A 13082-nucleotide genomic window follows, 5' to 3' on the forward strand; every position below is an offset into this window, starting at 1 on the left:
TTCACGGTGGGCACGTCCTCCTCCCTTCTGCGTGCGCCGCTGGTGCTGCTGCCGTGCCAGGTCGAGGGCGCGCTGAACCCAGGCCCGCGACCCGCGTGGCTGTTGGTGGTGCCGTGGCGCACCCGGTGGGGGTGCGCCACGGCGGCGCAGAAGGTGAGCGCGGCCCGGTCTCTCTCCGGCCGCCTGTCGGCCGTCACGAGGGCGTGCGAGGGCACGCTGGGTCGCTGGTGCGATCCAGTGCTGGAAAGACCAAGGTCGACGGCGCGATGAATCGCGCCATGCGCTCACGCGCGTCGGCGGAGCCGGTGGCGGACCGAGCTCCGGCGACGGCTGCGCCAGCTTCGGTTATCGCCGGTCAGCCCGGTGCGGGCCCGGCGGTACGAGTCGGCGTGCCGTCGCTACTGCGCGGTGCGGCTGCGCGACCTCGTCGGTCGGTTGTGCATCAAGCCCCCTCCTGCGAAACACCGGCCGCGCCGGCGTCCCTCGGTTCGTCCGGCCCCCGTAGCCGGCTCGGTTCCCCTCGGGCGGACCACCCCTGTGGGGTTTCCCTGCCCCCGCGAGACGACTCTGACCTGGCGTTCCCTAGTGAAACGTCCATATCAGTTGCCGTCCCTGCTAGACAGAGGATATGCCCAGCCGCCAAGATGTCAACTGATGTGGACGTATCGGGCTCGATCACCTATGTTTGGCGACCGGGCGGTTACGGACCGTCGAGAAGATTCCCGGACAGACGAGGAGGCGGGTTGCCATGGCGGAGGCATCCACGCTCGCGGAGATCATCGACAAGCTCTTCAAGACGGTGACGCGGTCCAACGGCAGCGAGCACTCCATGGAACACGTCGCAAAGTGGTGCGCGGCCTGGCTGAAGGAGCGCCACCCGACGAAGACCTTCTCCAAGGAGTACATGCGCCAGCTGCGCGGGGGAATCGCGGACAACCCGACCAAGGGGCACCTCGAGGCGATCGCAGCCTTCTTCGAGGTCGATCCGGCGATCTTCTTCGACTCGGAGAAGTCCCGGCAGATCCAGGCCGATCTTGATCTGGTGGTGGCGCTGCGCGACGCCGACGTGCACTCGGTGGCGCTGCGCGCGCTGAGCCTCACCCCGGCCCACCGGGAACAGGTCCTGGAGTTGATGCGCACCCTCCAGGCCAACCAGTCCGGCGGGGAAGGCCGCGCCGCGAAGGCGGAGTAGCCAACATCCAGGCCGAACTGGGCGGACTACTGGACAATTCGCGGTCAAATGGCTGAAACCCCCTGACGGAGCGTGCCGAGCCCGACACCCTTTGGGTCATGGACTCAGGTGCACCGGCCCGGCAGCGCGAACAGGCGCTCCCGCAGCCGCACGTCGTCCAGCCCGGTCTGAGCCGTGACCGCGGGCCTGGAATCGGGTGAGCGTCATGGCCGTCCCCGACTGTCCGCTGTGCGCCATGGTCAGCGGCACTACGCGCGTCGTGACACTGCGGTGCTGGCCGGACGTGATCGCCGTCCAAGCCCCGTCACCGCGCGCCCCTGGTCACGTGCTGCTCATCGCCACCGACCACTTCGACGACGTCGCCGCCGCCCCGCACGTCGCGGGCGTGGTGATGGTCGCGGCCGCGGAGCTCGCCGCCGACTACCCGTGCTGCACCATCCTCGCCACGCGCGAGGAGGCACGGGCGGGCGATGAGCCGCCTCACCTGCACCTGGACCTGATCCCGCGCGCACCATCGAGCGAGTTCGTCCGGACCGGCACGGCCGACTCCCTCGCGTCCATCCGCGGTTCCGGACCATTCAGCCGACGGCCGGGGTGACCCGGCACAGCACGTGGTGCTGCGGGCCCGACGCCGACAGCCGCATCCCCGTGCCGACCAGCGTCACCCGCGTCCACCCGCGTCGGCCGCGGGTCGCCAAGCGGACGGTCACCGGGCCGATCGTCTCGGCCGGCCGCGTTGCCGCCGCTTTGAGGAAGCCACGCAGCGCGGGGAGGTCGTCGGGATGTGCCATCTTCGGCAGATGCCGGTCCGCGGGCAGCTCGATGCCGAGGACGGCGAAGTTCGCCGAGGTCATGTAGATGTGTTCGTAGCTGGTGTCGATCGCGCACAGCGGATCGGCCGACACTGCGAAGGCGGCGTCGAGCACCGCGGCCGTGGACGGCGCCGGCGGCCTGGCCCCGTCGTTCTCGACGCGGGTGCTGACCCCGCGGAACCACCTGTCCGGTCCGGCGCCATCGACGTCACGGCGCCCGGCCAGGCGCACGTGCACCCGACTCCCCTGCGCGGTGCGCGCGGCGAAGCTGTGGATGAGCAGGCCGTCGGAGGCCGCGGCCTGGAAGGTCTCCAGCACCCGCTGGATGTCGGCCCGATGGGCACCGGCCACGACCTCGTCCAGCCACTGCGCGGCTTCCCACCAATGCGGCTCCTCGCCGTCCGGCACGGGGTGACCGTGCACGGTGAAGGTGTCCGGCGACCAGTAGAGGCGCATCTGCTGGTCGGGGCCGGGCGGGGTCGCGTGCCACTCCCAGCCGCCGACCAGCGGCGGCTCGGGCAGCTCGGTGCCCTCGGGGACGTAGCAACCGAGCACGGCGAGCACGGCGCCGCTGGCCGGCCCGAGGATCGGCTGGACACGAACTGACCAGCGGCGGCCGAAATCCTCGGCGACCTGGGCGCGAGGGCGCCGCTCCTGGGCGGCCAGGCGCATCCGCGGAAGCAGGACCCGGCGGGCGGTGACATCCAACCTCGGCGAGATGCCCTGGTAGAGGGCCTGGCCGATGGCCAGTAGGTGGAAACGCGCGTCGAGCAGGATCCACTGCCCGGCGTGCCGCCAGCGATCTCTGCCGGCCTCGCGGGGTCCGGTCATTCGGCCAGGGGCGATCGTGATGAGGTCAACATGAGCCGGCGGGCGTCCGTCGTCCCGCCCGCACGCGGCCGCGCCCGGCCACAACCCTCGCCACGCTGTCCATTGTGGAGTCCATGCCGGTATTCCCACTGTTCACGGGTCACTGGTCAACTCTATGTGGCAGATTGCACTAGGCCAGTCGGCCGACATCCCGCCACGAAAGATCGCTGAGACGGGTGAACAAGGCCAACTACAGCACGTGACACCTCCTGCTCAAACGGGGTAACCCGAGCGGGCTGACGCGCCGAGGTCACGAAAACCGTACAGTCGTCGTCGGTTGATCCGATAGTGTTGATGAAGTCGTGACCATGCAGCCTATGCGCTGGTCACAAGGGCTCGTTCCCGTTGGTCGTCGGGCGTAGCCGGTCCCAGAAGGGGCTCGTGGCATGCGGTGCCGCGAGCCGGGACACCGCTGCACTGAGACACGGGGCGTGATCGGCTCGTCCGTTCGTGATGAGTCAAGGACCAACCGGGGAGCTTGGGCCGGGCGTGGCAAAGGGGGCCGCGTGATCCAGACCCGTGTCGACGAAGCGGATGCCGGGCGGCGCGGCCGCGTCGCCTGTTGATCGTCGAACGTGTCGGGGGGACACGCATGGTCAGCAGTACCCAGCACGATCACCTGGTCCGCGAGGGGGGCACGCCGACGGACGAGTACGTCTCGCCCGCCAGCCCATCGCTCCTACCCGCGGAGATGAACAGCTTCATCGGCCGCGGCAGCCTGCTCAACGACGGCATGCAGCTGCTGCGGACCGCCCGCCTGGTGACCTTGATCGGCACCGGAGGCGTCGGGAAGACCCGCCTGCTGCTGCGGATGGCCAGGGAACTGGTCGACGCCGGCGCGTACAAGCACGGCGTAGTCGTGGTGCGGCTTACCGACCTGAAGGAGGCCGACGACCGGCTGGAGTCCACGATCGCCGGCGAGCTGGGCATCCTGGACAACTCCTCCACCCCCGGCCTGGCGCGGCTGGTCGAGTACTTCCGGCACCGGCAGATGCTGTTGATGCTGGACAACTGCGAGCACCTGGTCGGCCAGTCGCCAGGGACCGGCCAGGTGCCGCGCCTGCTGACCACGCTGCTCAAGGCCGCGCCGGGTCTTCAGGTGATGACCACCAGCCGGGTGCGGCTGGGGGTGCAGGGCGAGCACTTGCTGATCGTCCCGCCGTTGTGCATCGGCACGGGCGATTGTGGGCGTGACGGCGACGAGAACGGGGTGCACGAGGCCCAGCAGCTGTTGATCGACCGGGCGGCCGCGGCCGGGGTGCGGATCTCCGAAGAGGAGTACCCGCTGGCCGCGCGGCTGTGCCGGCTGCTCGACGGCATTCCGCAGGCCATCGAGCTGGCCGCGCCGCTGCTGTCGGCGATGACGCTCCAGGAGATGGTCGAGCACCCGAGCAGGCTGCACCTGCTGGCCGACGGGCCGCACGAGCAGAGCCACCACCGCACGCTGCACGCCATGATCGACTGGTCCTACGACCTGCTCCCGGCGCCGGAACGCCGCGTGTGGGCGTTGGTCTCGGTGTTCGAGGGCGGCTTCGACCTCGAGGCGGCGCAGGCGATCTGCGGCGGCCGCGGCATCGAGGCATCGGAGGTGCTGGGCCTGCTCGCCCGGCTGGTGCGGCAGTCCCTGCTCGTGGCGCAGCCTCACGCCGGCCGCACCCGATACCGGATGCTGGAGACGATCCGCGAGTACGGCCAGGAGCTCGTCGCCGCCGCCGGCGAAGAGACCGAGCTGCGCCGGGCGCACGCGGAGTACTTCGACGAGCTCGTCGCGCGGTGCGCACGCGAATGGTTCGGGACCGGCGAGATCGGATGGATGCGCCGGTTGCAGGTGGAGCTGCCGAACCTGCGCGCCGCGCAGGAGTACTTCCTGTCCCTCCCGGCCAGCGCCGAACGCGGACGGGACATGGCGATCCGTGCGACGGGGACCCGGTTCCTCGTCTTCGCCGGCAAGCTGAACGAGGCGCGCCGGATGCTGGCGATGGGACTCGACGGCTGCCCCGACACGCCGAGCCCCCAGCGAGCCGCCGGCCTGTCGATGTCGTCCTGGATCGCGCTCATCCAGGGCAACCATGCCCTGGCCAAGCCGCTGCTGGCCCAGGCCGAGGAAGTCATCCGCCAGCTCGGGACCGACGAGCCGTTCGGGCCGCTGCTCTACGGGCAGGGCACCCAGAAGCTGCTCACCGAGCCCGACCGGGTCAAGGCCCGGGAGGCGCTGGAACTGCTGTCCCGCGCGGAGCTCGCGCTGCGCACCCAGGGCACGCCCGGCGACGTGTTCATGGCGATGCTGTTCCTGGGCATGGCCGCTTCGTTCCTCGACGACGCCGAGCGCGCCTTCGCCGAGGCCGCGCGGGTGCTCGAGGCGGCCCGCCTATCGGGCGCCCAGTGGTGTTTCTCCTGGGCGTTGTGGAACAACGCGCTGGCCGAGGTGCTGCACGGCGACCCGGACGAGGCCGCACGCCTGGCCAAGCAGGGGCTGCGCATGCAGCAGGCGACCGGCGATACCTGGGGGCCGACGTGGAGCCTGTGGCTAATCGCCGTCATCGCCGCGGCTCGCGGGGACTACAAGCTGGCGGCACAGCTGTTCGGAGGCGCCAAGGCAGGCCAGCGGATCACGGAGGCCACGGTGCTGGGCTTGCTGCCGTTCCTGCGGGTCCAGCAGCAAGCCGAGGCCGCGGCCCGGCGCGAGCTCGGCGACGCCGAGTTCGAGATCCAGGTGGTCCTCGGCGAATCGCTGCCCACCGAGGAGATCTACGCGCTGGCCGCCAAGCGGTTCCCGACGCAACGGACGCCCACGGCCGAGGAGATGCTGCCCGGCGGGCTGTCCGACCGGGAGTTCGAGGTGGCGGCACTGGTCGCCAAGGGCTTGAGCAACCGGGAGATCGGCGAGCGGCTGCACATCAGCTTCCGCACCGTCGAGGAGCACATCCGCCGGATCAACCGCAAGCTCGGCGTGGCCAAGCGGGTGGAGATCGCCGCCTGGTACCTCGCCGAAGCCGGGAAATGACCCGTAGCGGCCGGCCGCCCGAGGTCGAGGCGGCCGCCGCGGGGGTCAGCCGCCGAGCCGGACCGGGAGCCCGACGTAGCCGTTCATGATGGCGCTGGGACGCCGCTGGAGCTCGTGCGCGGACGCGGCCAGCCGGGCGTTCGGGAATCGCTGCGTGAGGGCGTGCAGCACGATCTCGGCTTCCATGCGCCCCAGTGGCGCGCCCAGGCAGTAGTGGATGCCGTGGCCGAACGACAGGTGGGCGGCGGCGTCGGCGCGCCCGAGCACCAGGTCGGTCGCGCGGGGAAACCGGCTGTCGTCGCGGTTGGCGCTCTGCAACCACACGAGCACGATCTCGCCGGCGGGGATGACCACGCCGCCGTATTCGACGTCCTCGGTGGTGAACCGGTGGGTGGCCATGCGCACCGGGCTGTCGTAGCGCAGCGACTCCTCGATCGCCGCGGGCACCAGGCCAGGTTCGCCGGCGAGCCGGCGCCACCGGCTCGGTTCGGCCAGCAGGTGCCGCACGGTGTTGCCGATGAGGTTCGTCGTGGTCTCGTGCCCGGCCACGAACAGCAGGAACAGGGTGCCCATGAGTTCGGGCGGGCTGAGCTGGTCGCCGTGCTCGGAGGTCTGCACCAGCGCCGAGAGCAGGTCGTCGCCGGGGACGGCGCGCCTGGCGGTGATCAGGCGATCGAAGTACCTCTCCATCTTGCGGGAGGCGGGAAGAGCTCGCTCCGGCAAGTCCTCCATCAGCGCCGCGGTCCATTCCCGCAGGTACTCGCGGTCGTCGAGCGGCACCCCGAGCAGCTGGCAGATGACGTTCAGCGGAAGCGGGAAGGCGACGGTGTCGATCAGGTCGACCGGGCGGTCGACGGGAAGCTCGTCGAGCACCGCGGTGGTCAGCTGCTCGATCCAGGGTCGCATGGCACGGACCCGGCCGCGGGTGAACTTCGCCGCGACGAGGGCGCGAAGCCGGGCGTGAGCCGGATCGTCGTTGAACATCATGTGCGGCGCGAACATGTTCGACAGGTCCGCTTCCTGCCCGGCCTCGGCGAGCTGGTCGCGGATGATCGCGGTGAGGCCGGCGTTGTCCTTGCTCAGGCGTGGGTCGCTGAGCGCGGCGCGCGCGTCGTCGTACTGGCTGATGACCCACACGCGGACCTGATTGGGCAACGTCGCGCGATGCACAGACGCCTGGGGACGCAGCGCGTCGGCCACCGCCAGTGATTGGTTCCAGTAGTTCTCGGCGAACAGGGCTGTCGTGCAGGGCGTCATGCCGGATGCCTTCCTCGTGCGCGACGCCCTGCACCAGCGGGAGTGCGGCCACATCGAGTGCAGTGCATCGGAGGCGGCGGTGATGGCGCGCGTCAACTTCATCCCGTCATTTGGCGGGCCTACTTCGAGCATCTGCGAAAAAGGATTCAGGCACCATCAGGGTAAGCACGTAATTTCCCCGAGCTAGACCACGTACTCGATACGAACGGACCACGTAACGTCTTGAGGGAGACCACGTATTGCAATTCTTTTCGGGCACGCTCGTTTAAATGCAAACAATTATCTGGTGCGGCTGGCGATGGTCGAAGAGTGCTGGATCACAGTCGGCGGGAGGTGGGCGCCGGGTCAGACTCCACGAGGCGGGCACACGTCACTGATGACGCTCTGGTCAGGAGTTACTACGTAGCGTTGACGGCTACGTGGCGCTGCGCACAAGGGCTACGTGGTTTCCCTGACATTTCACTCAAGCCTCGTGGAAAATCGGTTACCGAGATGTGTGGAAGCTCGTTGACAACGCCACCGTCTGGCCTATTGTGGCTACGTCGATGAGCCTCCGTTCCGAGGGTGTTCCGCCGTGCAGGGGATGGCGGAAAAAACGGAGTCCGGAGGCTCATCGGCATCGAGGGGCAAGGGGGTAAGAACGTGCCAATCGGCTGCCACGGAAAGCGGGTGCGCGGCTCATCGTGCCGCGCCGCGCTTGTCGAGCGCACGGCCGCCACGCGGGACGCGCTACGAGAGACTGCACGAGGGGAGGCCGTGCGTTGAGTACCGCCGTGCAGGACATGGCCACGCGGTGCGAAGAACTGATCGACACCCTGGTCATTCCGCGCCCGTTCGACATCGACCGCTTTCTGGCCTCCCTGGCCGAGAGGCGGGGGAGGAGGATCCAGCTGATCCCCGGACGGCTGGGTGCCGACCAGCCGTGCGGGATGCTGATCAGCACCACCGAGATCGACTACATCTACTGCGCGAGCAACGTGTCGCCGTTGCAGTCTCAGCACACGGTGATGCACGAGGTCGGCCACCTGCTGTTCGACCACTGCACCTCGGTGTCGGACTGCGGCGAGGCGCCGCGCGTGGCCGGGGACGACGCCCTGCGGCTGCTGCTGCCGACGTTGTCGCCCGCGCTGGTGCGCCGCATCCTGGGCCGCACCGTCTACGCGACCGACCAGGAGCGCGAGGCGGAGCTGTTCGCCTCACTGGTGCTCTCGCGGGTCAGCTCGACCCGGGACGCCTATGTCGGTCTCACACCACGACGACGGCACGGTGACGACCTGGTGGGGCTGGAGTCAGCGTTCGGCCACCCGGTCCGCGCCGGCGGTCGGCGTGGTTGACCTGCTGGCCTACCTCTGTTCGGCGCTCACCTTGGCCGGCGCGGCGGCCAAGATCCTCAGCGCCCGCGGCACGCCGATGAGCACGAGCCGGAAGTACCTGGTGGCCGCCATGGTGTGCTTCGCGCTCGCCCTGGCGGTGACCGCGCCGGCGACGCTCGCAGCGGCGCGGTGGCTGGAGCCGATGGACAACAGCGTCCGGCTGCTGGGCAACGCGCTGGCGATGGGCGCGGCGTTCTGCCTGATCGGCGTGCTCAACTACGCCGCGGCCGGACCGGACGCGCGGCGCCGGTCGGTCATCAGCGCGGGCACGCTGGCCGGCTGCGTCGCAGCGATGACCGTCCTGCTGGTGCTGGCCGACACCGACTACACCCCGCAGTTCGCGGCCACCTACGGTCGGGACCCGCGGATCGTCGCCTACCTGACGCTGTACCTGGCCTTCATGAGCTGGGGCCTGATCAGCTTCCTGTCGCTGGTGCGCCGCTACGTGCGCGCCCGCGAACTGCACCCCTTGCTGCGCACCGGTTTCCGCATCGTCCTGGGCGCAGCCATCCTCGGCCTGGTGTGGGCGGCGTGGAAGGGCGCAGGGGTGGTGGTGCTCGCCGTGACCGGCCACGCGTTGCCGTTGCAGGCGGAGATCGCCGAAGGGCTGGCTCTGCTCTCGATCGGCGTCGGCACGGCCGGTGCCACCTTCACCAGCTGGTGGCCGGCGCTGCGCAACCTGCCGGTCCGTTGGCAGGTGTGGCACGCCACCCGGCGCCTGACCCCGCTGTGGCGGCAGGTGGTCGAGGAGGTGATGCCGCAGGTGCAGCTGGACGAGCCCGAGCAGGGACGGCTGACCCGAGCCGAACGTGCCGAGTACCGGCTCTACCGCCGCACGCTGGAGATCCGCGACGCACAGCTGGCGCTGCGGCCCTACATCCCGCCGCAGATCCCGGGCTGGGCACTGGCAGCCGCCGGCGAACGCGGCCTGAGCCCCGTCGCCGGAGACGTCCTGCTGGAGGCAGCCGAGCTCGGCGCCGCCCTCGACGCCTACCGGGCCGGGCAACGACACCATCCCGAAGTCGTCGACGTCGTCATGCCCCAGCACTCCCCCGCCACGCCGGACCTGCTCGCCGAGGCCCGCTGGCTGATCCAGGTCGCCGCCATGCTGCGCCGCGACCCCGACGTCGCCGCGCTGCGCGGCCGCGCAGCGGTCACGGCCGCGCACGACAGCCCCGGCGACACCCCGCGCGCGCGGTGACAACGAGTCCGGCCCCGGCACCTTCGCGGTGCCGGGGCCGGACTCGTGTCGTGTCGTGGCGAGACGGGGGCGGGGATCAGGGGCGCAGTTCGTGCACCACGTTCTCCAGATGCGTGCCGACCTCCGCGAGGGCTTCGCTCGCTGCTTCCAGCTCGTCGGTCGAGCTGAGGAAGTCGCCGACGGTCTCGCCGCAGTCGCCGAGCACATCCGAGATCTTGGACAGCGCCCCGTCCAGTCCACCGACCAGCTCGTGCAGCTGGCTCTTGCGGACCTGCTTCAGCTCCGTGGCCAGGGCCTCCCGGTCGACGGAGCCGAGCACCGCGGTGAACGCCCGCACCGCGTCCTGGACGCGGTCCAGCGCCGGCAGCGCGCCCGGCGCGACCCGCATGATCTGCTCAGCCAGCTGCTTCCTCGCGCGGACCACGATCTGGTGGTGGTCGAAGGCCACCGACTCCGGATCGTCGATGATCGCCTCGGCCAGCATCCAGCGGGCCTCGCTGGCATCGTCACCGGCGGTCGGCACCGGGCAGTCGGGCAGTACGGCGCCGAAGGCGACCGACAGCACCCGCCGGCGCGGGTCGCGGTCCGGGTCGCTGCTGGATCCGATCTCGGTCAGGTCTTCGGCGAGTACGTGGATGCCGCACTCCTCGCCGAGTTCGCGCACCGCGGCCGCGGCCAGGTCCTCTTTCTCCTCCAGCAGGCCGCCGGGCAGCGCGCGCCGACCGGCGTGCGGCTCCCACAGCCGGCGGATCGTCAGTACCCGCAGCCGACCCTGGTCGTCGACGCCGAACAGCACGACGTCGGCGGCGACCGTGGTGGGCGGCGGGTCGGTGTAGCCCTCGGCGGCCGTGCCGATCGCGGTGTCGGCGGGCTCGGTGGTCGTGTCGATCATGAAGGTTGCCTTCCAGAGTTGAAGCGGTGTTGCGGAAATGGGGTTCGAGACGACCCGGCCCGGACATCGCGTGGTGGTGATGTCCGGGCCGGATCTGGGTGGCTCGCCAGAGGGTCCGAGGTCAGCGCGTCCACCGGGGATCCGGGCGCAGCGGCTGAGTGGCGTCGGGCGAGCGATCGCGCAGGCGCATGGTGCGCACCCGCTTCTGCACGGGGGTTTCCTGGTAGTCGGGGTAGCGCGGCTGGCGCTGGACGGCCCGCTTGCGCAGGGCCAGCACGAGCGCGGCCAGCAGTGCCACGGCGACCAGGCCGGCGAGCAGGCACCCGAGGAGGAGCCCGGCGCCCTGCCACACGATCAGCACCGGGCCGGTCGTGGGCTCTCGCTGGCCAGCCACATCCCGGCGAGCTGGGAGAGCCGGTCGTACAGCGGCGTGTCGCTCGATTCCTTGACGCCGTGGCGGCCGGAGTCGCGCAGGGTCAGGACGACGAACGCGCCGGTGTGCGTGTGGCGCCAGACGTGGACGACCTCGCCGGCGTGGCGGTGGTTCTGCCGGACGTGGGTCAGATCGGGCTCGGCGTCGCGCAGCAGGGCCATGAAGGCGGGGTCCTCCACGGGCAGGGCGAGCGCCGGTCGCTCCGGAAGGTCGGGGAACGCCAGCGACGGCATCGATGGTGCCGGTGGCGCGGAAAGCGTGCTGGTCATCGTCACTTCCTCGGATCGGATTCGGGTCAGACCTCGTCGGGGCCGGCTGCATCCGGCGACGACGGGGTGAAGAAGGCGAACTTGAGCTCGGGGGCCGTTTTCCGCAGCGAGTCCAGCATCGGGCGCAGCACCTCGGCGTCAGCCGCGCTCACCTGCGAGGGCACCTCCACGACGACCGGCCCGGATTCCGGCAGCTTCGCCAGACCGGCCGCGATGCGTTCGAGGAGCCGGGTGTGGGCTTCGGCTTCCTCCTCGTCGGGGTCCCGGGTGGGCCACTCGATGCGGAGGAGCTTCAGGATCTCGGGCATGTGCGTGCCGGGTTCGCGCCGGTCGAGTGCGTCGGTTCCGGCCGGGGCGGTCACGATGCCCTCAGCACGTTGTTCTGGGTGGCCAGCGCGGCCGGGATGTTCGCCACGGCCGGACGCCCGTTGAGGTCCCACCAGGTCAGGTGGGCGACGAGCCGGTTGAACAGCACGCCGTTGTCGGTCTGCGCGACGCGCGCGATGGCCGCGCGGTCGGTCTTGTCGTAGCGGACGTCGATGCGCACCCCGTCGCCGGTGGCGAGGTCGACGACCAGGTGCTCCTGGTGGCCGGGGTGCGAGGTGCGCCGGTAGCGCAGGGTCGGCAACCCGGCGGCGATGAGAGCGCCGGCGTGGTGGTGGTCCAGTCCGCGCAGGAACACCGCGGGCTCGGTCTCGATACAGGCCAGCAGCGCCGCGGCCTGGTCGAGCGGATCGGACATGCCGGCGGGGGCGGGATAGTCGGTCAGGACGGTCAAGACGTTCACCTCTCATGTCGTGTGACTGGCGGTTCGATGCATCCCCTTCCAGGAAGGGCGGGTCTGTCGTGGCCGAGCTGGGCGAACAGCTCGCGCAAGTCCGGATGTAGATCCGGCAGGCCAGCCGGCGCCGGCGGCGTTGGTGCGGCCGCGGGCGGAAGCTCGATGTGCTCGGGGACCAGGCCGAGGCGCTGGAGGCAGCGTTCGCAGGGCATGTGGTGGCCCAGCTCGACGAACTCGAGGTCGCCGCGCGCGAGCCGGGCACCGCAGGCGGCCCGCAGCCGCTCGGCCAACAGCAGGCCCGGCACGACGCCGACGGCGTGGACTTCCCGGCGGGATTCGCCGGTGATGCCTTTGCGGAAGCGGCCGAACAGCACGATGGGTTCGGCCGGCGAGTCAGGGTCGGTGGGCAGCACCATCCAGGAGCCCCAGGAGCCGTCGCCGGCGGTGGCCGCGAGCTGTGCGAGTTCTTCGGCCTCCTCGATCGTGGCGACCGCGCGCTCGACTGGGGTGTCCCCGATACGGCCGCGTACCAGGAACGGCGCGCTGGGCGCGTGCGCTGCCTGATCCATCGCGGCTCCCGATGCCGGTTGGTGCAGCAGCCCCCTCGCTCGAGGGGTTCCACGAGGGGGCCACCGCTGTCTGGGGTGGCGGGCCCCTGCGGGAGGGGGAGGCCGCGAGGGCCCGCCACGTTTCCTTCGTTGGCGAGTCCCCAGGGAAGGCGGGGGACCTTCGGGACACGCCGTTTCTTCTTTCGGCGCCGGGAGAGGGCCGCTGTGCACGACTGGGGGGCTGCCGCGCGAGCCCTCCCCCGACAACTCGGAAGGTCGACTACCGTTGCGATCTAGTACCCGACCTATGTAGAACATAGTCCAACTAGTCTTTAGCTAGTCAAGGACGCCATTCGGGTGAACGGCCGCGGTATGCGGCCGGAGACATGGGTGACACAGCCACGGAATGTGGCCCGACCCAGGAAGGGCACGATGAACGGGAACGTGAGT

General features: G+C 70.5%; 13 protein-coding genes. 5 read left to right on the forward strand and 8 right to left on the reverse strand.

Annotation, left to right across the window (positions count from 1 at the left end):
* Nucleotides 1-748 precede the first annotated feature (748 nt).
* Both ACYVLJ_RS40685 and ACYVLJ_RS40690 read left to right on the forward strand, forming a co-directional pair.
* The gene (locus ACYVLJ_RS40685) at nucleotides 749-1192 is read left to right on the forward strand and encodes an XRE family transcriptional regulator (protein WP_460442700.1); all 444 of its coding nucleotides are present in this window, start codon (nucleotides 749-751) and stop codon (nucleotides 1190-1192) included.
* 205 nt (nucleotides 1193-1397) lie between these two features.
* A complete protein-coding gene (locus ACYVLJ_RS40690; RefSeq protein WP_460442701.1) occupies nucleotides 1398-1790 on the forward strand; it encodes an HIT domain-containing protein in 393 nt (130 codons plus the stop codon).
* Here the strand turns inward: ACYVLJ_RS40690 and ACYVLJ_RS40695 are convergent.
* Nucleotides 1771-2835 (reverse strand): hypothetical protein, encoded by a 1065-nt coding sequence (locus tag ACYVLJ_RS40695; RefSeq protein ID WP_460442702.1) that lies wholly within the window; start codon nucleotides 2833-2835, stop codon nucleotides 1771-1773. The two genes, ACYVLJ_RS40690 and ACYVLJ_RS40695, sit on opposite strands and share 20 nt — an antisense overlap.
* A 631-nt stretch (nucleotides 2836-3466) precedes the next feature.
* On the opposite strand from ACYVLJ_RS40695, the gene ACYVLJ_RS40700 reads away from it, so the two are divergent.
* On the forward strand, nucleotides 3467-5878 hold the full coding sequence (locus tag ACYVLJ_RS40700) for an ATP-binding protein (RefSeq protein WP_460442703.1): 2412 nt from the start codon (nucleotides 3467-3469) through the stop codon (nucleotides 5876-5878).
* 45 nt (nucleotides 5879-5923) lie between these two features.
* Here ACYVLJ_RS40700 and ACYVLJ_RS40705 read toward each other — a convergent pair whose 3' ends face one another.
* The gene (locus ACYVLJ_RS40705) at nucleotides 5924-7267 is read right to left on the reverse strand and encodes a cytochrome P450 family protein (RefSeq protein ID WP_460442704.1); all 1344 of its coding nucleotides are present in this window, start codon (nucleotides 7265-7267) and stop codon (nucleotides 5924-5926) included.
* A gap of 629 nt (nucleotides 7268-7896) precedes the next feature.
* Here ACYVLJ_RS40705 and ACYVLJ_RS40710 point away from each other — a divergent pair.
* Both ACYVLJ_RS40710 and ACYVLJ_RS40715 read left to right on the forward strand, forming a co-directional pair.
* A complete protein-coding gene (locus ACYVLJ_RS40710; protein WP_460442705.1) occupies nucleotides 7897-8469 on the forward strand; it encodes a hypothetical protein in 573 nt (190 codons plus the stop codon).
* The gene (locus tag ACYVLJ_RS40715; RefSeq protein WP_460442706.1) at nucleotides 8462-9709 is read left to right on the forward strand and encodes an MAB_1171c family putative transporter; all 1248 of its coding nucleotides are present in this window, start codon (nucleotides 8462-8464) and stop codon (nucleotides 9707-9709) included. Before ACYVLJ_RS40710 ends, ACYVLJ_RS40715 begins: the two co-directional genes overlap by 8 nt.
* Nucleotides 9710-9785: 76 nt before the next feature.
* Here the strand turns inward: ACYVLJ_RS40715 and ACYVLJ_RS40720 are convergent, their stop codons facing one another.
* The 6 genes from ACYVLJ_RS40720 to ACYVLJ_RS40745 all read right to left on the reverse strand — a co-directional run bounded on the left by ACYVLJ_RS40720 (nucleotide 9786) and on the right by ACYVLJ_RS40745 (nucleotide 12653).
* Nucleotides 9786-10601 carry an NUDIX hydrolase gene (locus ACYVLJ_RS40720; RefSeq protein ID WP_460442707.1) on the reverse strand — a complete coding sequence of 272 codons (816 nt, stop codon included), beginning with the start codon at nucleotides 10599-10601 and terminating at the stop codon, nucleotides 9786-9788.
* 121 nt (nucleotides 10602-10722) lie between these two features.
* The gene (locus ACYVLJ_RS40725) at nucleotides 10723-10962 is read right to left on the reverse strand and encodes a hypothetical protein (RefSeq protein ID WP_460442708.1); all 240 of its coding nucleotides are present in this window, start codon (nucleotides 10960-10962) and stop codon (nucleotides 10723-10725) included.
* Nucleotides 10956-11303, reverse strand: a complete 348-nt coding sequence (locus ACYVLJ_RS40730; protein WP_460442709.1) for a hypothetical protein — start codon at nucleotides 11301-11303, stop codon at nucleotides 10956-10958. Before ACYVLJ_RS40730 ends, ACYVLJ_RS40725 begins: the two co-directional genes overlap by 7 nt.
* A 26-nt stretch (nucleotides 11304-11329) precedes the next feature.
* The gene (locus ACYVLJ_RS40735; RefSeq protein ID WP_460442710.1) at nucleotides 11330-11665 is read right to left on the reverse strand and encodes a hypothetical protein; all 336 of its coding nucleotides are present in this window, start codon (nucleotides 11663-11665) and stop codon (nucleotides 11330-11332) included.
* The gene (locus ACYVLJ_RS40740; RefSeq protein WP_460442711.1) at nucleotides 11662-12081 is read right to left on the reverse strand and encodes a hypothetical protein; all 420 of its coding nucleotides are present in this window, start codon (nucleotides 12079-12081) and stop codon (nucleotides 11662-11664) included. Before ACYVLJ_RS40740 ends, ACYVLJ_RS40735 begins: the two co-directional genes overlap by 4 nt.
* Before the next feature lie 5 nt (nucleotides 12082-12086).
* Nucleotides 12087-12653 (reverse strand): hypothetical protein, encoded by a 567-nt coding sequence (locus ACYVLJ_RS40745; protein ID WP_460442712.1) that lies wholly within the window; start codon nucleotides 12651-12653, stop codon nucleotides 12087-12089.
* Nucleotides 12654-13082 lie beyond the last annotated feature (429 nt).

Source organism: Amycolatopsis stemonae, assembly GCF_054781455.1.

Bases quoted from the DNA above. Each gene is read 5' to 3' on its own strand.
- ACYVLJ_RS40685 (WP_460442700.1), top strand. From the start codon at position 749: ATGGCGGAGGCATCCACGCTCGCGGAGATCATCGACAAGCTCTTCAAG.
- ACYVLJ_RS40690 (WP_460442701.1), top strand. From the start codon at position 1,398: ATGGCCGTCCCCGACTGTCCGCTGTGCGCCATGGTCAGCGGCACTACG.
- ACYVLJ_RS40695 (WP_460442702.1), bottom strand. From the start codon at position 2,835: ATGACCGGACCCCGCGAGGCCGGCAGAGATCGCTGGCGGCACGCCGGG.
- ACYVLJ_RS40700 (WP_460442703.1), top strand. From the start codon at position 3,467: ATGGTCAGCAGTACCCAGCACGATCACCTGGTCCGCGAGGGGGGCACG.
- ACYVLJ_RS40705 (WP_460442704.1), bottom strand. From the start codon at position 7,267: ATGCTCGAAGTAGGCCCGCCAAATGACGGGATGAAGTTGACGCGCGCC.
- ACYVLJ_RS40720 (WP_460442707.1), bottom strand. From the start codon at position 10,601: ATGATCGACACGACCACCGAGCCCGCCGACACCGCGATCGGCACGGCC.
- ACYVLJ_RS40730 (WP_460442709.1), bottom strand. From the start codon at position 11,303: ATGACCAGCACGCTTTCCGCGCCACCGGCACCATCGATGCCGTCGCTG.
- ACYVLJ_RS40745 (WP_460442712.1), bottom strand. From the start codon at position 12,653: ATGGATCAGGCAGCGCACGCGCCCAGCGCGCCGTTCCTGGTACGCGGC.